The sequence below is a fragment of the Methylobacterium sp. J-092 genome, from assembly GCF_022829325.1.
GTDB lineage: Bacteria > Pseudomonadota > Alphaproteobacteria > Rhizobiales > Beijerinckiaceae > Methylobacterium.
Window position 1 is genome coordinate 76,769 of record NZ_JAKSXU010000129.1, and the last position, 23,302, is coordinate 100,070.

Below are 23,302 nucleotides of genomic sequence, written 5' to 3' on the forward strand. Positions count from 1 at the left end.
ATGAAACGGATTGTTCTGACATCCGCGCTGATGGTCGGCGCCCTCGCGATGCTTCCGGCGACGGTCGACGCCCGTGGCTTCGGCGGTCGCGGCGGCGGCATCGGCGGCGGCCACGGCTTCGGCGGCGGCGGGTTCGGGGGCGGCCGTGGCTTCGGTGGAGGCCGCGGCTTCGGTGGTGGCGGCTTCGCGGGTCGCGGCATCGGCGGCGGTGGCGGTGGCTTCGCCAATCGCGGGATAGGCGGCGGCTTCGCCAACCGAGGCGCGTTCGGCGGCAATGCCGGCTTCGCCAATCGCGGCGCATTCGGCGGAAACCGCGGCTTCGCCAACAACGCGGGCTTCGCCAACCGCGGGATCGGCCGGGGCTACGGCGCCGGTTATGGGCGCGGTTACCGCGGCGGGTACGGTCGCGGCCTCGGATACGGCGCTGCCGGGCTCGGCCTCGGGCTGGCGACCGGCGCGCTGATCGGCGGCGGCCTGGGTTACGGCTACGGCGGATACGGCTACGACGACAACTACTACGGCGGCGGCTATGCGCCGGCCGGCTACGGCTACGGCTACAATCCGGGATACACCGAGGTTCAGACCGAGGTGGCGCCGGGGCCGCAGGAATCGGTGAGCTACTGCATCCAGCGCTTCCGCTCCTACGATGTGCGGTCGCAGACCTACCTTGGCAACGACGGCCAGCGGCATTCCTGCCCGTAACGGCATCGTGCCGAACTGAAGGAGAGCCCCGCGGCCGAGAGGGTCGCGGGGCTTTTTGCTGCCGGCCGGATACCGTGCCGGGCCGAAGGGAAACTCACATCATGATGGCCGACGAAATCGAAGACCTGCATCGCGCCCGAACCGTGCTCGCACGCCAGCGCAACGCGATGACCAAGCGGCTCGCCGGGATCGATCTCGCGCCGGTCTCGATGGCCGAGGACCTGACCCGCATCCTCGTCGCGATCGAGGCTGTCGACCGGGCGCTGACCGCCGAGGGCCGCCCTTACATGGCGCCCGAGATACAGGCCGAGGGCTGACGGCCCAACGCCGACCCGAAAGGCTCGGGCCGGCGTTCCATGATCGATCACCCGTCGGATCGGCGCCCGCGATGCGCCGATCGTCCTTCGCCCGCGACCGGTCTCAGGCCGAGGCGACCTCGATCCGCACCGGGACCGACTTCGCCGCGGGCACCTTGCTGCGCTCGGCATGGTGCCAGAGCGGGATCAGCGGATTGCATTCGGGGTAGTAGCCGCCGACGCAACCCTTCGGGATGTCGTAGGCGAGCACCCGAAACCCATCCACCCGCCGAACCACCTGGTCGTTGGCCGCACCGACGAGATCGACGTTCTGCGCATCGCGCAGGCCGAGGCGGGCGATGTCGTCGCGGTTCATGAACAGCACCATGCGCGTGCCTTTGACGCCGCGGAAGCGATCGTCGTAGCCGTAGATCGTGGTGTTGAACTGATCGTTCGACCGCATCGTGATGAGGCGCATCACATCCGGATCAGCCTGCTCGGTGTCGGGATCGGCCGACAGCCCGCGGGGGGTGACGAAGTTCGCCTTGCCGCTCTCGGTCTTCCAATCGCGGTCGGCCGCGGGGATCGGACGGCGGAAGCCGCCGGGCGTCCACATCCGCGCGTTGAAGTCCTTGAACTGATCCGGATAGGTCGCCTCGATCGCGTCGCGCACGCTGGCGTAGTCGCTGCCCCAGCGATCCCAGTCGATTCGCGGATTGGGCGCCAGCGTCGCCTTGGCGATCCCGGCGACGATCCGCGGCTCGGAAAGCAGTTCCGGTCCCGCCGGCTCGGCATAGCCCTTCGAGCCGTGGATGCACGCGGTCGAATCCTCCATCGAGACCGCCTGCCGTCCTCCGGCCTGCTGGTCGATCTCGATCCGGCCGAGGCAGGGCAGGATGTAGGCGACCTCGCCGTGGATCAGGTGGTTGCGGTTGAGCTTGGTCGAGATCTGCACCGTCAGGCGCAGCCTCTTCCAGGCCGCCTCCATCAGCGTGGTCTCCGGGACGGCGCGGATGAAGTTCCCGCCGAGCGCCACGAACGCCTTCACCGTCCCGTCGAGGATGCCCTCGCAGGCCTCGACGGTGTTGAGGCCCTTCTCCATCGGCGGCTCGAAATCGTAGAGCTGCCGCAGCTTGTCGTTCGGCACCAGCTCCGGCTTCTCGGTGATGCCGACCGTGCGCTGCCCCTGGACGTTGGAGTGCCCCCGGACCGGGCAGATGCCGGCGCCGCGCTTCCCGATGTTGCCGCGCATCATGAGCAGGTTGACCAGGGCCTGCACCGTCTCGACGCCCATGCGGTGCTGCGTCAGCCCCATCCCGTAGACGCCGATCGTCGCCTTCGCCTTGGCGTAGGTCGCGGCCGTCTGCTCCAGGGCCTTCCGCGTCAGGCCGGAATGCCGCTCGAGCTCGTCCCAGGTCTTCTCGCGCACGGAGGCCGCGAACGCCTCGAAGCCCTGGGTGTGCTCGGCGATGAAGGCGGTGTCGAGAACCCGCTCCGCCCCGCTCGCGATCGCCGCGTCGTCGAGCGCCAGCAGCGCCTTGCAGATGCCGTAGATCGCCCCGAGGTCGCCGCCGGCCTTCACCTGGAGGTACTGCGACGAGATCCGCGTCTCGGATCGCGTCAGCATCTCGAGCGGCGCCTGCGGGTTGGTGAAGCGCTCCAGCCCGCGCTCGCGGAACGGGTTGAAGGTGATGATCGGGACGCCGCGCCGGCTGGCGTCCTGCAGCGGGTGCAGCATCCGCGCCGCGTTCGAGCCGGTGTTCTTGCCGAAGAACAGGATGCAGTCGGTATGCTCGAACGCCTCCAGCAACACGGTGCCGACCGGCGAGCCGATGCTCTCGGGCAGGGCCACGGAGGTCGATTCGTGGCACATGTTCGACGAGTCGGGCAGGTTGTTGTTGCCGTAGAGCCGCGCCAGCAGGCCGTACATGTACGAGGTCTCGAGCGAGGCGCGGCCCGAGGCGTAGAACACCGCCTGCTTCGGCTCGAGCGCCTTCAGCTCGGCGCCGATCTCCGCGAAGGCGTCGTCCCACGAGACCGGCCGGTACCGGTCGGTCGCCGCGTCCCAGCGCAGCGGCACGGTGAGGCGGCCGAGCTCCTCGAGATCGTAGTCGCGCCAGCCGGCGAGCTCGGTCACGGTATGGGCGGCGAAGAAGTCGGCGCCGACGCGCTTGCGCGTCACCTCCCACGCGGTGGCCTTGGCGCCGTTCTCGCAATACTCGAACACCGCCGGCTTGCCGGGCTTGGCCCAGGCGCAGCTGACGCACATGAACCCGCCGGGCTTGTTTTGGTGGCGCAGCATCAACCCGCCGGTGACGGGGATCTGCTCGCGCAGCAGGATCTCGGTCAGCGACTTCGCCGACCCCCAGCCGCCGGCCGGCCCCTCGTAGGGATCGAGCTGCACCGAATCCGTCATTCCCGAGACTCCAACTTCGCGTTCGCGGATCGGGCCGGAGGCGCGATCTTCGGGGAAGAACCGTCCGTCGGTGCGAAAGGGTCCGGTCGGGCGCATGCGGCAAACATCGCGCGCGCGCAGGGTCGGCGGCGGACGGTCGGCCGTGCTACGGCTCGCCCCGGCCATCATCGAAAGCACGCCCCCGATTGTCCGACCGGAACGAGACCCCGCTGCCGCGCGCCGCAGACGCCCCACTCGACGCCCGAACCGAAGCGGTCCTCGACCGGATCGCCGCCGCGGGGAGCACCCGCTTCGGGACCGGCGAGCACGGGCTCGATCTCGTGCGCATCGACGCCGCGGGCGCAACGCTCGCGCAGCGCATCGACCCTGAGGCGCCCGCGCCGGCGTGGTGGGACCCCGAATGCGGCGGCCTGAACCTCGCCGACGCGGTCCTCGACCGGGCCCGGATGGAAGGGGCGAACCTCTCGGCCGCGAACCTGCGGCGGGCGAACCTCTCCGGCGCGGTCGGCCGCTCCGCCACCTTCGCCGGCGCGAACCTGGAAGAGGCCGACCTCGGCGAGGCCGACCTCAGCGGCACCGATTTCCGGGGCATCGTCGCCGGCCAGGCGAGCTTTCGCGAGGCGATGCTGGAGGATGCACGCTTCGACGACGCGGCGTTGCGCTTCGCGAAGTTCCCGCAGGCGCTGCTCGACGGCGCGAACTTCTCCGGCGCCGACCTGTGGGGCGCGGACTTCACCGGGGCGGATGCCGACGACACCAGCTTCAAGGGGGCGCGGCTCGACGAGGCCGACCTCTCCGACGTGAACCTGACGCACGCGGACTTCGAGGGCGCGAGCCTGACCAAGGCGCGCCTCGTCGGCTCGAGGCTTCGCGGCGCCAACCTCTCGAACGTCAAGCTCGACGGCGCCGACCTCTCCGGCGCGGACCTCTCGGAGACCAGCCTGGTCCGGCTCAACTTCGTCACGTGCAAGCTGCACCATGCCCGCTTCGCCGGCGCCTGGCTCAACGGCACGCGGATGCGGATCGAGCAGCTCGGCGGCATGGTCGGCGAGGAGGCCGCGGGCGACTACGCCGGCGCGCAGGCGAGCTACCTCGCGCTGGAGCAGAATCTGAAGAGCATCGGGAGCCACGACGAGGCGAGCTGGGCGTACAAGCGCGGCCGAAGGATGGGGCGGTTCGAGGCCGGGGAGAAGACCCGCGCGGCCTGGACCGCACGGGACGGGCGGGCGTTCCTGCGCCACGGCTACCGCTGGACCTCGGACCGCTTCGTCGAGTGGCTGTGCGACTACGGCGAGAGCCTGTCGCGGATCGCCCGCGCCTTCGCCATCCTGATCGTCGTCTTCGCGGTCCTGTTCGGTTTCGCCGGCGGCCTGATCCCGGACGGGTCGACCGAGCCGACCCGGAACGCCGTCGACTGGCTGAGCTACAGCGCGCTCAACATGATGACGGCGAACCCGCCGGAGATCGGCGTCAAGCCGATCGGCCGCTTCACCAACCTGCTCGTCGGCATCGAAGGCGCCGCCGGCATCATCCTGATGGGGCTCTACGGCTTCGTGCTCGGCAACCGGCTGCGCCGCTGATTTTGCCGGGCGCGCCCTATGTCACGGGGCATGGCCGCGCCGGCCGAGGATCACGCACCTTCATGCCCGACTGGATTCGCGACACCGTGTGGTGGCAGGTCTACCCGCTCGGCTTCGTCGGGGCGGAAGGCACGCGCCGACGCGGCGCCGAGGTCGCGCATCGCCTGGACCACATCGTCGCCTGGCTCGACTACGCCGCCGATCTCGGCGCGACCGGCCTCGCGCTCGGCCCGATCTTCGCGTCCGCGACCCACGGCTACGACACGATCGACTACCTGCGCATCGACCAGCGGCTCGGCGACGAGGCCGACTTCGACCGGCTGATCGCGGCGGCCCATGCCCGCGGGCTGAAGGTCCTGCTCGACGGCGTGTTCAACCATGTCGGGCAGGATTTTCCGGCGTTCCGCACTGTCCTCGACGAGGGCCCGTCCGCCGCCCGGGCCGGCTGGTTCCACCTGTCCTGGCCGGAGGGCACCAACCCCAGCGACGTGCCGGACCACCGCTGCTTCGAGGGCCACAGCGCGCTGGTCACCCTGAACCACAACCACCCAGAGGTCGCCGACCACGTCGTCGCGGTGATGAATCACTGGCTGGCCCGCGGCGCCGACGGCTGGCGCCTCGACGCGGCCTACGCCGTCCCGCGCGCCTTCTGGACGCGCGTCCTGCCGCGGGTCCGCGCGGCGCATCCGGACGCCTACCTCGTCGGCGAGGTGATCCACGGCGATTACGCCGGCATCGTCGCCGAGACCGGCCTCGATTCGGTGACGCAGTACGAGCTGTGGAAGGCGATCTGGAGCGGCCTCAACGACTGCAACCTGTTCGAGCTGGCACACGCCCTGAAGCGGCACGACGACTTTCTCGACGCCTTCGTGCCGATGACCTTCGTCGGCAACCACGACGTTACCCGGATCGCGAGCCGGATCGCCGACATCCGGCACCTGCCCCATGCCCTGGCCGTGCTGCTCACCGTCGGCGGCACGCCCTCGATCTATGCCGGCGACGAGCAGGCCTTCCGCGGCATCAAGGAGGACCGGGCCGGCGGCGACGACGCCGTCCGCCCGGCCTTCCCCCCGAGCCCCGACGACCTCGCGCCGGAAGGCTGGCCGACCTACCGGCTGCATCAGGACCTCATCGCCCTGCGCCGGCGGCATCCGTGGCTGCACACGGCGCGGACGCGCGCGCTGCATCTGACCAACACCGCCCTGACGCTGGAAGCGCACGGCGACGGGCAACGGCTCCTCCTCGCCCTCAACCTGTCGGACGAGCCGTCGGAGCAGCCGGCGCCGGGCGTGCTCGGCCTCGAAGCCGGGCAGGGCGAGGTGATCGGCGAGGGCGAGTCTCAGGCCCGCATCCGCCTTTCGCCGCACGGATGGGCGATCCTCGCGGCAAAGGCGTGATCGCCAGGCGCGCCGCCCTAGGTGGAGATCGTGAAGCGGACGAGGCCGACCATGCAGACGCGAGCGCGCACGACCGGGATCCGCAAGCCGTCGCCCGGACACCTCGTCCTCGCGGTCTCGCTCGGCATCGTCGCGCATGCCGGGGCCGCCTCGGCGCTGGAAGTGACCCGCTCCCGCATCGTCGCCGCGCCGCCCGCCGCGATCTGGTCGTTGATCGGCGGCTTCTGCGACATCGCGCGGTGGCACCCGCAGGTGACGCGCTGCACGCTGTCGTCGGAAGACGGCGCCCCGGTGCGCGCCCTCGTCGCGGCGGGCGGCCTCGGCACGCTCATCGAGATCGAGACCGCGCGGGACGAGGCGGCGCTGAGCTATTCCTACAGGCTCGTCTCCGGGCCGTTGCCGGCGAAGGACTACACGTCGACGCTCTCGGTCACGCCGATCGGCAAGGGTGCGACGGTCACCTGGACCGCGCGCTTCGAGGCGGAGGGGATGACCGAGGCCGAGGCGGTCGCCGACATCGCCGGCGTCTACGAGGCGGGCCTCGCCGGCATCGCCAAGGAAGCCGCTCCCTAGGCGAGCCGTGCGGTCAGTCCTTCGACAGGCTGTCGATGAGGTGGTTCAGGTCGATGCGCATCGCCTGCACCTCGGGCTCGGTCAGATCGAGCTGGCACATGACGCTCTGGCGCACCTCCGCCGCGTCGGCGCGCAGGGCACGCCCCTTCTCGGTCAGGGCGATCTCGACCTCGCGCTCGTCGGAGCGGCGTCGGTTGCGCTGGAGCAGCCCCGCCGCCTCGAGCCGCTTGAGCACGGGCGTCAGCGTGCCGGAATCGAGGCGCAGGCGCCGCCCGATCTCGGAGACGGTGACCCCGTCGGTCTCCCACAGGACCATCAGCACGAGATATTGCGGGTAGGTCAGCCCGATCCGCTCCAGCAGCGGGCGGTAGGACTTCGTCATCCGGTGCGCGGCCGCATAGAGGGCGTAGCAGAGCTGGTTGTCGAGCAGCAGGGGATCCCTGGTCCGCTCGGCTTCCGCCTCGGGCGCCTCCCGCGTCGCCTCCGTCATGCACGCCATCTCAGTCGCCCACATCGTCACGCGCGAGTCTCCGTCGCGCTCGCGCGTCGCCCCGGCCTTCCGGCATAGCACGATATGTCCGATCGGTGAGGGGGCGAACGTGAAATTCCGTCGCAAACCTCATTGCATAGAGCCACTTATTGCATGGAGCCACTTGCCGTCTCAGGCGGCGAGCGCGTCGAGGCTCGCGAGCAGGCCGGGCTCGTCCTCAAGCGTGCGCAGGTCGAGGTGCAGGGCGCCGTCGGCGATCCGGCCGATCACCGGGACCGGCAGATCGCGCAGGAGGGCGGCCATGCGCTTCGGCCAGGCACCGCCGCGGCGCCCGCCCTCGCCCGCGGGCGGGGTCAGGACCAGACAGGCGCTCGGCAGGGTCTCCACCGGCAGGGCGCCCGAGCCGATCTGGCTGCTGCAGGCCGCGACCGCGACCTCCGCCCGGCCGGCGAGGCGACGTGCCACCTCCGGCGCGAGCCGGCGCGCCTGGGCGTCGATCGCCTCGGCCGGGCGCGTCAGGAGGCGCAGCGTCGGCAGGCGCTCGGCCAAGCGCTCGGGATGCAGGTAGAGCCGCAGCGTCGCCTCGAGCGCGGCGTAGGTCATCTTGTCGACCCGCAACGCGCGCTTCAGCGGGCTCTTGCGAACCTTCCGCAGCAGGTCGGCGCGCCCGGCGACGATCCCGCACTGGACCCCGCCGAGGAGCTTGTCGCCGCTGAAGGTAACGAGGTCGGCATGGGCGAGGGCGGCCCGCACGGTCGGCTCCGGCGGCAGGCCATGCGCGGCCAGATCGATCAGGCTGCCGCTGCCGAGGTCGAGCGCCAGCGGCACGCCGCGCTCGCGGCAGAGCGCGCCGAGCGCCTCCTCGCGGGGCTGCGCCGTGAACCCGCGGATCTCGTAGTTGCTGGGATGGACCCGCATCACCAGGCCGGTGCGCGGGCCGAGCGCCTCGTCGAAGTCGCGCAGGTGGGTCCGGTTCGTGGTGCCGACCTCGCGCAGGCGACACCCGGCCCGCGCCATCACGTCGGGCACGCGGAACGAGCCGCCGATCTCCACGAGCTCGCCGCGGGAGACCACCACCTCCTTGCGCATCGCGAGCGCGTTAAGGACGAGAAAGACGGCCGCCGCGTTGTTGTTGACGACGATCGCCGCCTCCGCCCCGGTCAGCCGACAGATCAGCGCCTCGACATGGTCGTCGCGCTCGCCGCGCTCGCCCGTGGCGAGGTCGAACTCGAGGTTGCTCGCGCCCGTCATCACCGCCGATACCGCGGCGGCCGCCTCGGGCGGCAGCAGGGCGCGGCCGAGATTGGTGTGCAGAACGGTGCCGGTGAGGTTGAAGACCCGCCGCAAGGACGGGCTCGCCTGCCGGGCCAGAGCATGGCCGACGCGGGCGAGGATCTCGGCCGCCTCCGGCACGCCATCCCCGCCGGCCCGGATCGCGGCGAGATCGTCGCGGATCGCGTCCCGGAGAGCGGTTCGGCCGAACCTCTCCACCAGCGCGACGGAGGCTTCGTCACCGAGAAGCCGCTCGACGGAGGGAGGTCGCGCGCCCTGTGCCTGTTCGCGAGGACGGGGAGCGGACGCACGTGAAGCCATGAACGAGTGATAGCAGGTCGGACCGCTCCATCCAGTCCCGCGAAGCCGCACGCACGCCGTCGGCCCTCCGCCCGCGACCCGCTCTTGGCAACGCCCGCGAACGCGGGCAGGAAGTCGGATGATGGACGTGTATCACCAGCTGCTCACCCGCATCCTCGACGAGGGCTGCGCCAAGGAAGACCGCACCGGCACCGGCACCCTCTCGGTGTTCGGCCACCAGATGCGGTTCGATCTCGGCCGGGGCTTTCCCCTGGTCACCACCAAGCAGCTGCACCTGCGCTCGATCATCCACGAGCTGCTGTGGTTCCTCACCGGCGACACCAATGTCGGCGCGCTGCGCGCCAACGGCGTGACGATCTGGGACGAGTGGGCCGACGCGCAGGGCGATCTCGGCCCGGTCTACGGCAAGCAGTGGCGTTCCTGGGAGAAGCCCGGCGGCGGCACCGTCGACCAGATCGCCTGGGTCGTCGACGAGATCCGCCGCAATCCCGATTCACGCCGTCTCATCGTCTCGGCCTGGAACCCGGCCGACCTCGACCGGATGGCGCTGGCGCCGTGCCACTGCCTGTTCCAGTTCTACGTCGCCGATGGTCGGCTCTCGTGCCAGCTCTACCAGCGCTCGGCCGACGTCTTCCTCGGGGTGCCGTTCAACATCGCGAGCTACGCCCTGCTGACCGCGATGATCGCGCAGGTCACCGGGCTGCGCCCCGGCGATTTCGTCCACAGCTTCGGTGACGCGCATCTCTACCGGAATCACCTCGACCAGGCGCGCCTCCAGCTCACGCGCACGCCGCGGCCGCTGCCGACGCTGCGCCTCAACCCGGAGGTCCGCGACCTGTTCGCCTTCCGCTACGAGGACATCGCGATCGAGGGCTACGAGCCCCATCCCGCCATCCGCGCGCCGGTGGCCGTCTGATGCCGTCCCCGACGCACGGGGCCGGTATGCGGCCGGCCAAGATCACCTTGGTGGTGGCCTTGGCCGAGAACGGCGTGATCGGCCGGGACAACGGGCTCGCGTGGCACCTGCGCGGCGACCTGAAACGGTTCAAGGCGGTGACCATGGGCAAGCCGATGCTGATGGGGCGCAAGACCTACGCCTCGATCGGCCGCCCCCTGCCGGGTCGCCGCACGCTGGTCATGACCCGCGATCCCGCCTTCGCGGCCGACGGGATCGAGACGGTTCACGATTGGTCGCAGGCGCTGGCGGCCGCGGCGGCCGAGGAGTTGATGGTGGTCGGCGGTGCCGAGATCTACCGGCTCGCGCTCCCCCATGCCGACGCCCTCAGGCTGACCGAGGTCGCGGCGAGCCCGGACGGCGATACGCGCTTCCCCGCCTTCGACCGGACCCTGTTTCGCGAGACTTTCCGCGAGGCGCATCCGGCCGGTCCGCACGACGAGCACGCCTACACGTTCGTGGACCTCGAACGCATCCCGTGAAAACCACGATTTCCCTCGGATGTGGAGGGGCGTCCGGTCGCGGTTGCCAAAGGCGGCGCCGATGCCCACCTGCTTGCCTTGACAGCAGGCGACGGTCCCTCGCAGGTGCGTAGGCCTCCGCTCGTTCCGGTGGCTGCCTCATCCGGGCAGGTTTGGACACGGTCGCGGGCCGTTCGGGCGGTTCGAACCGTTGGCGCGCGGGCAATCCCGCAGCAGGCAGGAGAAGACGGCTAGCATGCCTTGGAGCAATCAGAGCGGCGGCAGTGGCGGCGGGGGAGGTCCCTGGGGTCGTGGCGGCGGCGGCAATGGCGGCGGCCCCTGGGGCAGCGGCGGTGGCGGTGGCGGCAAGACACCACCCAATCTCGAGGATCTTCTGCGCCGCGGCCAGGACCGCCTGCGTGGCGTGATGCCGGGCGGCTCGCTCGGCGGCGGCAAGAGCTTCGTGGTGATCGGCGCCTTGGCGGTGGGCCTCTGGCTCGCGACCGGCTTCTACACCGTCGCCCCCAACCAGGTCGGCATCGAGACGATCTTCGGGCGCTACGTCGGCTCCAAGGGCGAGGGCCTGCGCTACAACTTCCCCTATCCGGTCGGCGGCGTGATCAAGCCGAATGTCGGCCAGGTGAACTCGATCCAGGTCGGCTTCCGCTCCGGCGGCGGAACCCAGGCGCGCTCGCGCGACATGCCCGACGAGAGCCTGATGCTGACGGGCGACGAGAACATCGTCGACCTCGACTTCGAGGTGCAGTGGCGCGTGAACCCGCTCAAGGCCTCGGACTACGTGTTCAATCTCCAGAACCCGGAAGGCACGATCAAGGCGATCGCCGAGAGCGCGATGCGTGAGGTGGTCGGCCGCCGCAACATCCAGGCGATCCTGACGAACGAGCAGTCGAGCGTCGCGCAGGAGGTCAAGGAGATCACTCAGAACGCGCTCGACGAGTACGGCGCCGGCGTGCGCATCGAGGTGGTGCAGCTCGTCAGCGTCAACCCGCCGCCGGAAGTCCGGCCCGCCTTCATCGACGTGAACGCGGCCCAGCAGGACGCCGACACGGCGCAGAACGAGGCCAAGACCTATGCCAGCCGCGAGGTTCCGCAGGCCCGCGGCCGTGCCTCGCAGATCGTCCAGGCGGCGGAAGCCTACAAGACCAAGGCGACCGCCGACGCGACGGGCCAGGCCGCGCGCTTCGACGAGGTCTACGCCTCCTACAAGACCGCCCCGGCGATCAGCCGCGAGCGGATCTTCCTGGAGACGATGGAGAAGGTGCTCGGCTCCGTGAACAAGGTGATCATCGATCAGAGCGTCGCCGGCTCCGGCGCGACCGGTGCCGCTGGCGTCGTGCCGGTGCTGCCGCTGGCCGAGTTCGGGTCCCGCACCCCCGCCCCGGCGCAGACCAATGGAGCGGCCCGATGAACGCACAGGCCATCCGCACGGGCTCGGCGGTCGTCGCCGCCGCCCTCGCACTCGCCTTCTATGCCTCGGTCTTCACCGTCGGGCAGATGCAGCAGGCGCTGGTGCTACAGTTCGGCCGCGTCCGCGCCGTCCTGAACCAGACCGGCGAGGACAAGCCCGGGCTCTACTTCAAGCTGCCCTTCGTCGAGAACGTGGTGCTCTTCGACAAGCGCGTCCTCGACCTCGACCTGCCGGTGCAGACGCTCTTGACCGCCGACCGGCAAAACCTCGAGGTCGACGCCTTTGCCCGCTACCGGATCGTCGATCCACTGCGGTTCTACCAGTCGGTGAACAACGTCGCGCTGGCCAACCAGCGCCTCGCGAGCTTCACCAACTCGTCCCTGCGCAACGTCCTGGCGCGCTCGACACGCGACGCCATCGTCAAGACCGAGCGCACCCGCCTGATGAACCAGATCCAGGAGGACGTGAACCGGGAGGCCAAGGCGCTCGGCGTGCAGATCGTCGACCTGCGGATGACCCGCGTCGACCTGCCCGCCCAGAACAGCGTCGCGGTCTATCGCCGGATGAAGACGGAGCGCGAGCGCGAGGCCGCCGACATCCGCGCCAACGGCGACCAGATCGCCGCGACGATCAAGGCGAAGGCCGACCGGGACGTGACCGTGATTCTCGCCGACGCGACCCAGACGGCGGAGAAGCTGCGCGGCCAGGGCGACGCTGACAAGAACCGCATCCTCGCGGAGGCCTTCGGGAAGGATGCGGGCTTCTTCAGCTTCTATCGCTCGATGCAGGCCTACGAGACTGGGCTGAAGGGGAACGAGACCCGGCTGGTGATGAGCCCGAACTCGGACTTCTTCCGCTACTTCAGCGATCCGCAGGGCAAGGCGGCGCAGGGCGGGGCGCCGCGCGGGTCCGACCCGGCAGCGACGACCGGCTCGACCGGCCCGGCACGCTGACCATGACGCAGGCGGCCCGCCCTTGAACGGGGCGGGCCGCCGCCGATCTTAAGGCGGCCATCGAACCGCCAGCCGCCGATCGGCGGCACCCGACAGCACCGGAAACGCGTTCTTGAAGAGGTCGATCATGCACCCCGCCGCGAGCGCGCCCGCGCATTCCCTCGCCCGGTTCCGCCGCTCCGCGCGGTCCGTCGCCGCCGCGATCCTGATCGCATCCTCGTCCGTTGTGATGCCGGCCTATGCCAAGGGGCCGGATTCGCTCGCCGACCTCGCGGAGAAGGTCGACGACGCGGTGGTCAACATCTCGGCGTCGACCACCGTCGAAGCGCGCCCCGGCAACCGCGCCGGCCCGCAGCTGCCGCCCGGGACCCCGTTCGAGGATCTGTTCGAGGAATTCTTCAACAAGCGCGGCGGGCGCGGCGGCCCGGAGCAGCGCGGCGAGAGCGACAACCCGCGCCAGCAGCGCAAGTCGAGCTCGCTCGGCTCCGGCTTCATTATCGACGCGTCCGGGATCGTGGTGACGAACAACCACGTCATCGGCGACGCCAACGACATCCAGGTGATCCTGCACGACGGCACGAAGCTGAAGGCCGAGATCATCGGCAAGGATTCCAAGATCGACCTCGCCGTGCTGCGCGTGAAGCCGACGGCGGAGCGCCCGCTGAAGGCGGTGCCGTTCGGCGATTCGGACAAGATGCGCGCCGGCGACTGGGTCATCGCGATCGGCAACCCGTTCGGCCTCGGCGGCTCGGTGTCGGCCGGCATCGTCTCGGCGCGCGGCCGCAACATCGAGTCCGGTCCCTACGACAACTACCTGCAGACCGATGCGGCCATCAACAAGGGCAATTCGGGCGGCCCGCTGTTCAACATGGACGGCGAGGTGATCGGCATCAACACGGCGATCCTGTCGCCGACCGGTGGCTCCGTCGGCATCGGCTTCGCGGTTCCGTCGAGCTCGGCCAAGCCGGTGATCGACCAGCTCCGCGAGTTCGGCGAGGTCCGTCGCGGCTGGCTCGGCGTGCGCATCCAGAACGTGGACGACGCCACCGCCGAAGCGCTCGGGCTGAAGGGGGGCGCCAAGGGCGCGCTGATCGCCGGCGTCGACGAGAAGGGGCCGGCCAAGACCTCGGGCCTCGAGGTCGGCGACGTGATCGTCAAGTTCAACGGCACGGCGGTGAAGGCCTCGAGCGACCTGCCGCGCATCGTCGCCTCGACCCCGGTCGGGCAGAAGGTCGACGTGGTCGTCGTCCGGAAGGGCGAAGAGAGCACCAAGGCCGTGACGCTCGGCCGTCTCGAGGACAGCGACAAGCCGCAGCTCGCCAACCTCCGCCAGCCCGAGGCCGAGAGCGCCACGCGTCAGGCGCTCGGCCTCAACCTCTCGGGCCTCACCGACGAGCTTCGCCGGAAGTACAGCATCAAGGACGGCGTGAAGGGCGTGGTCGTCACCCGCGTCGACCCGAACTCGACCGCGGCCGACAAGCGCATCCAGCCGGGCGAAGTCATCGTCGAGGTCGGGCAGGAGGCGGTCAACACGCCGGCCGACGTGACCAAGCGCGTCGAGGCTCTTCGCAAGGATTCCCGCAAGTCGGTGCTTCTGCTGGTCGCCAGCGCGACCGGCGACGTCCGGTTCGTGGCGATCGGCCTGGACTGACCTTTTCGCCAAGATAACGGCACGAACCGACGCCGCCGCCCGATCCGGGCGGCGGCGTTCTCTTTGGTGGCGGACGAAAGCCGGCGGATACCTTGCCTGCAAGGACCGAACCCGTCACCCTTCGCATCCTGCGGATGCCCGCGCGCGAGCCGGCCGCCCCCGTGAACGCTATCGCCTTCGATACGTTGAAGTTCGCGCGCAATCTGCGCGAGAAGGCTCACCTCACGCCGGAGCAGGTGGAGGGGATGGCGGACGCCATGTCCGAGGTGTTCGCCAGCGGCATTCCGACCAAGACCGACATCGCGGATGTCCGGCACGACATCGAAGCGTTCCGCGTGACGATGCAGGCCGACATCGTCGCGGTCCGACATGACATCGATGCGCTGCGCCTCTCGACGAAGGCGGACATCGCGACGGCGAAGTCCGACATCATCAAGTGGATGTTCGGGATGATCGGGTTCCAGACGGTCGCGATCCTCGGCGCGGTCGTCGCGCTCGTCCGCAGCCTGCACTGACGGCGGTCAGGCGACGAACTCGCTCGCCATGTAGCCCTGCAGGTAGAGCAGCGCGCTCAGGTCGCCGTGCTCGATCCGGACGCGCGCCGCGGCGGCCACAGCCGGCTTCGCGCGAAACGCCACGCCGAGGCCCGCCTCGCCGAGCATGTCGAGGTCGTTGGCCCCGTCGCCGACCGCCATCGTCTCCGCTACGTCCAGTCCGAGGCCATCGCGGAGCGCGATCAGCGTCGCGCGCTTCTCGGCACGCCCGACGATGGGGTCGTCCACCAGGCCGGTCAGGCGCCCGTCCGAGAGCCCGAGCCGGTTGGCGTGATGCTCGTCGAAGCCGAGCGCTTCGGCGATCGGCCCGGTGAACAGCGTGAAGCCGCCCGACACCAGGCAGGTGCGTGCGCCGTGCGCCTTCATCGTGTGCACGAGCGTGCGACCGCCCGGCGTCAGGGTCAGCCGGTCGCGGATCAGCGCGTCGACGACGCCGGCCGATACGTCGCGAAGCAGGGCGACGCGCTGGCGCAGAGCGGGCTCGAAGGCGATCTCGCCGCGCATCGCGCGCTCGGTGATCGCCGAGACCTGCTGCTTCAGGCCGATCGTGTCGGCGAGCTCGTCGATGCATTCCTGCTCGATCATGGTCGAGTCCATGTCCGCGAGGAACAGGCGCCTGCGCCGGTGGGCGTCCGCCGGCAGCACCGCGACGTCGATCGGCTCGCCCGCGAGCGCCGTCCGCAACCGCGCGGTGAACGCCGGCGCGGCGACCGCAGCCCCCGGCACCAGCAACTCGGCGGCGACCTCGCCGTGCAGGATGCGCGGCTGATGCTCGGTCGCGAGAACCAGGCGCGCCTCGGCCAGCACCGCATCGGTGATGGCGGGGCGGGCCTCATTTGCTATCAGGGTCGCGACAAGGGTCATCGGAGCCGACGATTTCGTGTTGCCGCTTTCAAGTGCGTCGTCGCAGGAGCGGCCGGAGGCGATCCTCATTGCAGGGCCGACCGCGTCGGGCAAGTCGGCGCTCGCGACGGCGCTGGCGCTCCGTCACGGCGGGATCGTCGTCAACACCGACTCGATGCAGGTCTACGCCGACCTGCGCATCCTCTCGGCGCGACCGGAGCTGGCGGAGGAGGCAAGCGTCGCGCATCGCCTCTATGGGCATGTCGACGGGGCGGTGAACTACTCTGCCGGGCATTTCGCGCGGGACGCCGCGTCGCTGCTGGCCGGTCTCGACGGGCGACTGCCCGTCTTCGTCGGCGGAACCGGGCTGTACTTCCGCAGCCTGGAGGAGGGCCTGTCCGACCTCCCGCCGGTGCCGGAGGCCGTGCGCGCCGCGATCCGCTCCGAGAGCGAGGGCCGCCCGACCGAGGCGCTGCACGCTGATCTCGCCGAACGCGACCCCGCCGGCGCCGCCCTGTTGCGGCCGAGCGACCGCGCCCGGGTCATGCGCGCGCTCGAGATCCTCGCCGCCACCGGCCGGCCGATCGCCGCGTTCCACGGGCCACGCGTGCCCGGTCCGCTCGCGGGGCGAAGGCTGCTGAAGATCTTCCTGGCGCCCGAGCGCGAGCTGCTGCGCGCCCGCATCGACGCGCGCTTCCGCACGATGATGCAGCGGGGCGCCCTCGACGAGGTCGCGGCGCTGCGCGAGCGCCGCCTCGACCCGCTGCTGCCGGTGATGCGCGCCCACGGGGTGCCCGGCCTGATCGCGCATCTCGACGGCGCGATCGGGCTCGAGGAGGCGATCGTGCGCGGGCAGGCCGACACCCGGCGCTACGCCAAGCGCCAGTTCACCTGGTTCCGCCACCAGATGGGGGCGGAGTGGCGCTGGCTAACGCCCGAGGCGGCGATGGCGGAAATCGGCTGAGGGATCTCAGCGCTCCAGGCGCGCGACGAGGCTCGACGTGTCCCAGCGGTTGCCGCCCATGGCCTGGATGTCGGCGTAGAACTGGTCGACGAGGGCCGAGACCGGGAGCTTGGCGCCGTTGCGGCGCGCTTCGTCGAGCAGGATGCCGAGGTCCTTGCGCATCCAGTCGACGGCGAAGCCGAAATCGAACTTCCCCGCGTTCATGGTCGAGCCGCGGTTCTCCATCTGCCAGGAGCCGGCGGCCCCCTTCGAGATCACGGAAAGCACCGCCTCCACGTCGAGCCCCGCCTTCTTGGCGAAGTGCACGCCCTCGGACAGCCCCTGGACGAGGCCGGCGATGCAGATCTGATTGACCATCTTGGTGAGCTGGCCCGCCCCGACCGGCCCCATCAGCCGGCAGGCGCGCGCATAGGCGCCGATCGCGCTCTCGACCTTGTCGTAGCAGCCCTGGCCGCCGCCGCACATCACGGTGAGCATGCCGTTCTCGGCGCCGGCCTGGCCGCCGGAGACCGGGGCGTCGATGAAGCCCAGCCCCCTCGCGGTCGCGGCCTCGGCAAGCTCGCGGGCCACCTCGGCCGAGGCGGTGGTGTGATCGACGAAGATCGCACCGGCCTCCATGCCGGCGAGCGCGCCGTCCGGACCGAGCACGACGCCGCGCAGGTCGTCGTCGTTGCCGACGCAGGCGAAGACGATCTCGGCGCCCTCGGAAGCCTCGCGCGGCGTCGGCGCATGCGCGCCGCCGTTGACCGCCACCCACGCCTCGGCCTTGGCGGCCGTGCGGTTGTAGACGGTGACCGAGTGGCCCTTCTTGACCAGGTGTCCGGCCATCGGGGCGCCCATGACGCCGAGCCCCAGGAACGCGACCTTCGCCATCATCCGTCTCCGTCTCGTGTGCTGCTGGAGCGGTCTAGGTATCGCGCACCGCAGCGTCAAACCGCGGCGCCGACGATGCGAAGCGGATCGCGACAACGCCGCGCGGTTGTCCACTCGCTGCCGCGATGGGGATTTTCCTCAATCCAAAATTGCGGCATCACGCGCGGGATCGTCGGCCCCCGAGTGCCGGCTTCGGGAGTGGAACGATGGGCGCGATCGGTAGGCATGGCCCCTGGGCCCTGGTCGGTGCGTTGGGGGCGGCGGCGCTCGCCATCGTCGCCGTCGAGCGCGGCGAAGCGGTGAACGCGCTCTGGCTCGTCGTCGCGGCGGTCTGCGTCTACCTCATCGCCTATCGCTACTACGCGCTGTTCATCGCCGAGAAGGTGATGCGGCTCGATCCCAAGCGCGAGACGCCGGCCGTCCTCCACAACGACGGGCTCGACTACGTCCCGACGAACAAGAGCGTCCTGTTCGGCCACCACTTCGCGGCGATCGCCGGTGCCGGCCCCCTCGTCGGCCCGGTGCTGGCCGCGCAGATGGGCTACCTGCCCGGCCTGCTCTGGATCCTCGCCGGCGTCGTGCTCGCCGGCGCGGTGCAGGACTTCATGGTCCTGTTCGTCTCGATGCGGCGCGACGGGCGCTCGCTCGGCGAGCTGATCCGCACCGAGCTCGGCACCGTCCCGGGCATCATCGCGCTGTTCGGCACGTTCCTGATCATGGTGATCCTGCTGGCGGTGCTCGCGCTCATCGTCGTCAAGGCGCTGGCCGAGAGCCCGTGGGGCACCTTCACCGTGATGTCGACGATCCCGATCGCGATGCTGATGGGCGTCTACACCCGCTACATCCGCCCCGGCCGCATCGGCGAGGTCTCGATCCTCGGCTTCGTCCTGCTGATGGCGGCGATCTTCGGCGGCGGCGCGATCGCCGACAGCCCGGTCTGGGGCCCGGCCTTCACCTTCACCGGGACGCAGCTCTGCTGGATGCTGATCGGCTACGGGTTCGTCGCCTCGATCCTGCCGGTCTGGCTCCTGCTGGCCCCGCGCGACTACCTCTCGACCTTCCTGAAGATCGGCACGATCGTCGGCCTCGCGCTGGGCATCGCCTTCGTCGCCCCGCACATGCAGATGCCGGCGGTGACCAAGTTCGTGGACGGCACCGGGCCGGTCTGGGCGGGCCAGCTCTTCCCGTTCCTGTTCATCACGATCGCCTGCGGCTCGGTCTCGGGCTTCCACGCGCTGATCGCCTCGGGCACCACGCCCAAGCTGATCGCCAGCGAGGCGGATGCGCGCTTCATCGGCTACGGCGGCATGCTGATGGAGAGCTTCGTCGCGGTGATGGCGCTGGTCTCGGCCACCGTCATCGATCCGGGCGTGTACTTCACGATGAACGCGCCGGTCGCGCTCCTCGGCACGACGCCGGAGACCGCCGCCGCCGCGGTGACGAAGCTCGGCTTCCCGACCACGCCCGAGGTGATCGCCCAGACCGCCAGCGACGTCGGCGAGCGCACCATCGTCGCGCGGGCCGGCGGCGCGCCGACCCTCGCCGTCGGCATGGCGCACATCATCTCCAGCGCCATCGGCGGCAAGGCGATGATGGCGTTCTGGTATCACTTCGCGATCCTGTTCGAGGCGCTGTTCATCCTCACCGCGGTCGATGCGGGGACCCGCGCCTGCCGCTTCATGGTGCAGGACCTGGTCGGGCTGGCGGTGCCGTCGTTCAAGCAGACCAACGCCTGGGTGCCGAGCATCCTGGCGACGGCCATCGCGGTCGGCGCCTGGGGTTACTTCCTCTACCAGGGCGTGACCGACCCGCTCGGCGGCATCAACACGCTATGGCCGCTGTTCGGCATCTCGAACCAGATGCTGGCCGCCGTGGCGCTGACGCTGTGCACGGTGGTGATCTTCAAGATGAAGCGCGAGCGCTACGCGTTCGTGACGATCATCCCGACCGCGTGGCTGTGCATCTGCACCCTCATCGCGGGCTGGCAGAAGATCTTCTCCGCCGACCCGAAGATCGGGTTCCTCGCCCATGCCGAGCGCTACGCGGGCGCGCTGGCGGAAGGCAAGGTGCTGGCACCGGCCAAGGACCTCGGCCAGATGGGCCAGATCGTGCTGAACGACCGGATCGACGCGGTGCTCGCCGCGCTGTTCATCGGCCTCGTCGTGGCGATCGCCGGCTTCGGCATCGCCGCCTGCGTCAAGGCGCTGCGCTCCGACCGCTGGACGGCCCTCGAGAGCGAAGCCCGCATCGTCGCGGCGGAGTAGGGCCGATGGAGGCAGCTTCGCAGAACCTGCGCGACCGTTGGAAGGCCCTGTCCAAGTGCGTCTGCGACGGCGCGCGCCTGATGGTGGGGCAGGGCGATTACGCGGCCTATGCCGCCCACGTCGCGCGGACGCATCCCGACCAGGCGCCGATGACCGAGATCGAGTTCTTCCGCCATCGGGAGAACGCGCGGTTCGGTGTCGGCAACACCAGCGGATTTCGCTGCTGTTGACCATGCGACGGCGTGACGGACGGATCGTTCGAGGATGCGGCCCGGTCGCGGGCGGGAAACGCTTGACTCCGAACGGGCATTTCCCGTGAGTCAGGCGAGTGCGAGGTAGGCAATGAGCATCTTCCAGGACGCCATTCTGCGGTTCGGCCGGACGATCATGTCCTATGCCGGCGACGGCCTGTTTCTTGCTGCCGCGGTTTCGGCCGCGGCCAACGTGACGATCGCCGACGGCGACGTCGACGAGGAGGAGGTCGAGTCGGCGATCTCGGGCATGCGCGCCAACCCGATCCTCCAGAAATCCTACGACACCCTGCGGATCGAGCAGGAGCTGTACGAGGGCATCGCCCGCGCCAAGACCCGCGCCGGGCGGATCGAGAACCTGCGCCACGTCGCGGCCATCGCCGACCGGCCGCTCGACCAGCGCCAGGACATCTTCCTGATCGCCGCCGACGTCGCCGATTTCGGCGGCATCAGCGAGGTCGAGCACAAGGCGCTCGACGAGATCGCCGCCGCCCTCCAGGTCGAGAAATCGGCCCTGCTGCGCTGACCGGCCGTCGATCGCAGGCCCGGAAGGGGATCCATGTCGCGGACCGGACAGGTTGCCTTCGACACCCGGCTCCGCGGCCTCACCGGGCTCGCGTTCGTCGGGTTCCTGCTCTCGCTCGTCACCTTCGGCATCTACCGCTTCTGGTACATGACCGACCTGCGGCGCTTCTTCTGGAGCCGCACCGTCGTCGACGGCAGCCCGGCGGATTACACCGGCACCGGGCGCGAGCTCTTTCTCGGCTTCCTCGCGGCCCTCGGGCTGCTGATCGTGATCTATGTCGGGCTGTTCGGCCTGGCGATCGCGCTGCCGAGCCTGGCGCCGTACTCGGCGATCCTGTCCTTCGTCATCTTGTTCCTGCTCGGGCAGTTCGCGATCTACCGCGGGCGCCGCTACCGGGCGATGCGGACGCTGTGGCGCGGCATCCGCCTTGGCCAGGACGGCTCGGGCCTCGCCTATGCCGGCCGGGCAGCCCTGTGGTGGGCGCTGACGCTGGCGACGCTGGGCCTCGCTTTCCCGTTCATGCGCGCCGGCCTCGAGCGCTACCGCATCGGCCACACCCTGATCGGCACCGGCCGGATGGCGTCCGACGCGCGCGGGCGCGCGCTCCTCGGGCCTTGGCTGCTGTTCTACGCGGTGGCGCTCGGCCCGGTGCTCGCCCTGCTGCTGGCGCTGATCGCCGCCAACGACTTCGTCCTGCCGATCGACCTGATGCTGCCCAAGCCCGGGGGCAAGGGCGGCGATCTCATCCTCAACCCCGCCTATGCCGGCACCCGGATCGCGACCCTCGCCGTCGCGCTCGGGATCACCGCCGGCTTCTGCCTTCCGCTCTCGCTCCTGCTGGTGCCGTTCTATCGGGCGCGCGAGACGCGGGTCTTCATGAACGCGGCGCGCCTCGGGCCGGTACGCCTCGTCTCGACGCTCCGCGCGCGGCAATTCTACTGGCCCTACCTCGTCTACGCGCTGTCGCTCCTCGGCTTCGTCGTGGTGGTCGGCCTGATCGCGCTGCTCGCCGGCCTCGCCGCGCGGGCCGCGGGCGGCGACGGGCTGGCCTGGGCGGCGGTGCTCGGCGGCGGCCTGCTCTATCTCGGCGGCGCGCTCGCCTTCGCGGTGCTGTACGTGCGCGTCGTCCAGGCCCGACTCTGGGCCGCGGTCGCGACCACGACGCAGGTGGCCGATGCCGACGGCCTGAACCGCATCCTCGCCGCGAGCCACGGGCCCGGCAGCGGCCTCAACGAGGGCCTCGCCGACGCGCTCGACGTCGGCGGCGCGCTGCAGATCGGGTTCTGATGGCGCTCACCGCGTCCGGCCGCTGGTTCGACGGACGGAGCGCCGCGCCGCACGCGGTGACCCTGCACCTCGGCGAGCGCCTCGAGATCACCGGGCTGGAGGTCCATCGCGACTGGAACCTGACCGATTTGCGGGCCGGCGAGGGGCAGGCCCCGCTGCTGCGCCTCGGGATCGCGGGCGATCCCGGCCATGTCGAGGTCGTGGACCCGTCGTTCGCCGCATGTCTCGAAACCCGCTGCCCCGACCTGCGCAAGCGCGCGGACGCGGGCGGAGGAACCTGGCGCCTCGTCGCCGGCTCGCTTGCGGTCGGCATCGCGGTCCTGCTCACCGTGTTCTTCGGCCTTCCGATCGCGGCGGGCGTTCTCGCGCCGCTGGTGCCGGCCGGCATCGAGGCGCGCCTCGGCACCGCGGTGGAGGCGCAGGTGCTCGACCTGATGGGCGAACCGGCGCCCTGCGCGGAGCCGGCCGGCCGGGCCGTGCTCGACCGCCTCGTCGCCCGCCTCGCGGCCGGTCGCGGCCTGCCGCCCGATCTCGCGGTCACGGTCCGCCGCCACGACACCGCGAACGCGGTGACGTTGCCGGGCGCGCGCGTCGTCGTGCTCTCCGAGCTGATCGCCAAGGCGCGGAGCGCCGACGAGTTCGCCGGCGTGCTGGCGCACGAGCTCGGGCACGTGGCGTTGCGCGATCCGACCCGGGCGCTGATCCAGGCCTCGGGCACGTCGTTCCTGCTCAGCCTCGTGCTCGGCGACCTCACCGGCTCCACCGTGATCGTCGCCCTCGGCCAGGCCGTGCTCTCGGCCGGCTACAGCCGCGATGCCGAGCGGGCGGCCGACGCCTATTCCGTCGCCGCGATGCGGTCGGCCGGCGGCGACGCGGCGGCGCTGGCCTCGATGCTCGAGCGGATCGCCAAGGACGAGGCGGATGCCGACCCGGCCCTCCTGCGCAGCCATCCCTTCACCCGCGAGCGTGCCGCGACGATCCGCGCCCTCGCCGGGGCCCGGGACCCCGACAGGCACATCCTGAGCGACGCCGATTGGATGCAGCTGCGCGGGATCTGCCCCGGGGCGACGGACGGGCCGGACAAGCCTGCACCGAAACCCCGCCCGAGCCAGCGACGGCGGGTCTGAGCCGGCCTTCGACCACGCCGCAAGGGCCTGCGGCCTCTTCGCAGCCGCAGCGCGCGGACATGATCGCGAAACAATACTCGCGTTCGGTGGCGCCTGAATTCATGATGCGATGATCCG

22 protein-coding genes are annotated in these 23,302 nt (G+C 70.7%); 17 read left to right on the forward strand and 5 right to left on the reverse strand.

What is annotated here, in order from left to right; translation table 11 throughout:
* Together MKK60_RS16165 and MKK60_RS16170 are read left to right on the forward strand one after the other, a co-directional pair.
* The gene (locus tag MKK60_RS16165; protein ID WP_243987211.1) at positions 1–702 is read left to right on the forward strand and encodes a BA14K family protein; all 702 of its coding nucleotides are present in this window, start codon (positions 1–3) and stop codon (positions 700–702) included.
* A gap of 101 nt (positions 703–803) precedes the next feature.
* Positions 804–1,019 (forward strand): hypothetical protein, encoded by a 216-nt coding sequence (locus MKK60_RS16170; RefSeq protein WP_147726058.1) that lies wholly within the window; start codon positions 804–806, stop codon positions 1,017–1,019.
* 103 nt (positions 1,020–1,122) lie between these two features.
* Here the strand turns inward: MKK60_RS16170 and MKK60_RS16175 are convergent, their stop codons facing one another.
* Positions 1,123–3,414, reverse strand: a complete 2,292-nt coding sequence (locus MKK60_RS16175) for an FdhF/YdeP family oxidoreductase (RefSeq protein WP_243987219.1) — start codon at positions 3,412–3,414, stop codon at positions 1,123–1,125.
* Positions 3,415–3,599: 185 nt separating this feature from the next.
* Here MKK60_RS16175 and MKK60_RS16180 point away from each other — a divergent pair, with 185 nt between their 5' ends.
* From MKK60_RS16180 to MKK60_RS16190, 3 genes are all read left to right on the forward strand, one after another.
* The gene (locus MKK60_RS16180) at positions 3,600–4,994 is read left to right on the forward strand and encodes a pentapeptide repeat-containing protein (protein ID WP_243987221.1); all 1,395 of its coding nucleotides are present in this window, start codon (positions 3,600–3,602) and stop codon (positions 4,992–4,994) included.
* 62 nt (positions 4,995–5,056) lie between these two features.
* Complete coding sequence (locus tag MKK60_RS16185) at positions 5,057–6,391, forward strand: alpha-amylase family glycosyl hydrolase (RefSeq protein WP_243987230.1); 1,335 nt, start codon at positions 5,057–5,059, stop codon at positions 6,389–6,391.
* Positions 6,392–6,442: 51 nt separating this feature from the next.
* Complete coding sequence (locus tag MKK60_RS16190; protein ID WP_243937735.1) at positions 6,443–6,964, forward strand: SRPBCC family protein; 522 nt, start codon at positions 6,443–6,445, stop codon at positions 6,962–6,964.
* Between the two features lie 13 nt (positions 6,965–6,977).
* Here the strand turns inward: MKK60_RS16190 and MKK60_RS16195 are convergent, their stop codons facing one another.
* Both MKK60_RS16195 and selA read right to left on the reverse strand, forming a co-directional pair.
* Positions 6,978–7,454: a MarR family winged helix-turn-helix transcriptional regulator gene (locus tag MKK60_RS16195; RefSeq protein WP_147726067.1), complete on the reverse strand. Its 477-nt coding sequence runs from the start codon at positions 7,452–7,454 to the stop codon at positions 6,978–6,980.
* Positions 7,455–7,625: 171 nt separating this feature from the next.
* Entirely contained in the window at positions 7,626–9,047 is a 1,422-nt protein-coding gene (gene selA / locus MKK60_RS16200) for an L-seryl-tRNA(Sec) selenium transferase (protein WP_243987241.1), read from the reverse strand.
* A 121-nt stretch (positions 9,048–9,168) separates the two neighbouring features.
* Here selA and MKK60_RS16205 point away from each other — a divergent pair, with 121 nt between their 5' ends.
* The 6 genes from MKK60_RS16205 to MKK60_RS16230 all read left to right on the forward strand — a co-directional run bounded on the left by MKK60_RS16205 (position 9,169) and on the right by MKK60_RS16230 (position 15,011).
* Positions 9,169–9,963, forward strand: a complete 795-nt coding sequence (locus MKK60_RS16205; RefSeq protein WP_243987319.1) for a thymidylate synthase — start codon at positions 9,169–9,171, stop codon at positions 9,961–9,963.
* The gene (locus MKK60_RS16210) at positions 9,963–10,484 is read left to right on the forward strand and encodes a dihydrofolate reductase (protein ID WP_409567413.1); all 522 of its coding nucleotides are present in this window, start codon (positions 9,963–9,965) and stop codon (positions 10,482–10,484) included. The genes MKK60_RS16205 and MKK60_RS16210 overlap by 1 nt, the downstream gene beginning before the upstream one ends.
* Positions 10,485–10,719: 235 nt before the next feature.
* A complete protein-coding gene (gene hflK, locus MKK60_RS16215; RefSeq protein WP_243987249.1) occupies positions 10,720–11,892 on the forward strand; it encodes an FtsH protease activity modulator HflK in 1,173 nt (390 codons plus the stop codon).
* Positions 11,889–12,845: a protease modulator HflC gene (hflC, locus tag MKK60_RS16220; protein WP_147843690.1), complete on the forward strand. Its 957-nt coding sequence runs from the start codon at positions 11,889–11,891 to the stop codon at positions 12,843–12,845. Before hflK ends, hflC begins: the two co-directional genes overlap by 4 nt.
* Positions 12,846–12,972: 127 nt before the next feature.
* Positions 12,973–14,496 (forward strand): Do family serine endopeptidase, encoded by a 1,524-nt coding sequence (locus MKK60_RS16225; RefSeq protein WP_243987256.1) that lies wholly within the window; start codon positions 12,973–12,975, stop codon positions 14,494–14,496.
* 92 nt (positions 14,497–14,588) lie between these two features.
* On the forward strand, positions 14,589–15,011 hold the full coding sequence (locus MKK60_RS16230; protein ID WP_313901133.1) for a hypothetical protein: 423 nt from the start codon (positions 14,589–14,591) through the stop codon (positions 15,009–15,011).
* 6 nt (positions 15,012–15,017) lie between these two features.
* Here the strand turns inward: MKK60_RS16230 and serB are convergent, their stop codons facing one another.
* Positions 15,018–15,914 carry a phosphoserine phosphatase SerB gene (gene serB, locus MKK60_RS16235; protein WP_243987263.1) on the reverse strand — a complete coding sequence of 299 codons (897 nt, stop codon included), beginning with the start codon at positions 15,912–15,914 and terminating at the stop codon, positions 15,018–15,020.
* Positions 15,915–15,933: 19 nt separating this feature from the next.
* Here serB and miaA point away from each other — a divergent pair, with 19 nt between their 5' ends.
* Positions 15,934–16,857: a tRNA (adenosine(37)-N6)-dimethylallyltransferase MiaA gene (miaA, locus tag MKK60_RS16240; RefSeq protein ID WP_243987271.1), complete on the forward strand. Its 924-nt coding sequence runs from the start codon at positions 15,934–15,936 to the stop codon at positions 16,855–16,857.
* Between the two features lie 6 nt (positions 16,858–16,863).
* On the opposite strand, the gene MKK60_RS16245 is transcribed toward miaA, so the two are convergent.
* On the reverse strand, positions 16,864–17,730 hold the full coding sequence (locus tag MKK60_RS16245) for an NAD(P)-dependent oxidoreductase (protein WP_243987322.1): 867 nt from the start codon (positions 17,728–17,730) through the stop codon (positions 16,864–16,866).
* A gap of 206 nt (positions 17,731–17,936) precedes the next feature.
* On the opposite strand from MKK60_RS16245, the gene MKK60_RS16250 reads away from it, so the two are divergent.
* From MKK60_RS16250 to MKK60_RS16270, 5 genes are all read left to right on the forward strand, one after another.
* Positions 17,937–19,994 (forward strand): carbon starvation CstA family protein, encoded by a 2,058-nt coding sequence (locus tag MKK60_RS16250; RefSeq protein WP_243987273.1) that lies wholly within the window; start codon positions 17,937–17,939, stop codon positions 19,992–19,994.
* Positions 19,995–19,999: 5 nt separating this feature from the next.
* Positions 20,000–20,224, forward strand: coding sequence for a YbdD/YjiX family protein (locus MKK60_RS16255; RefSeq protein ID WP_147844055.1), 225 nt, complete (start codon positions 20,000–20,002; stop codon positions 20,222–20,224).
* A gap of 112 nt (positions 20,225–20,336) precedes the next feature.
* A complete protein-coding gene (locus tag MKK60_RS16260; RefSeq protein ID WP_147844056.1) occupies positions 20,337–20,771 on the forward strand; it encodes a tellurite resistance TerB family protein in 435 nt (144 codons plus the stop codon).
* 33 nt (positions 20,772–20,804) lie between these two features.
* The gene (locus tag MKK60_RS16265; protein WP_243987275.1) at positions 20,805–22,058 is read left to right on the forward strand and encodes a DUF898 family protein; all 1,254 of its coding nucleotides are present in this window, start codon (positions 20,805–20,807) and stop codon (positions 22,056–22,058) included.
* Complete coding sequence (locus MKK60_RS16270; protein ID WP_409567414.1) at positions 22,055–23,185, forward strand: M48 family metallopeptidase; 1,131 nt, start codon at positions 22,055–22,057, stop codon at positions 23,183–23,185. Before MKK60_RS16265 ends, MKK60_RS16270 begins: the two co-directional genes overlap by 4 nt.
* Positions 23,186–23,302 lie beyond the last annotated feature (117 nt).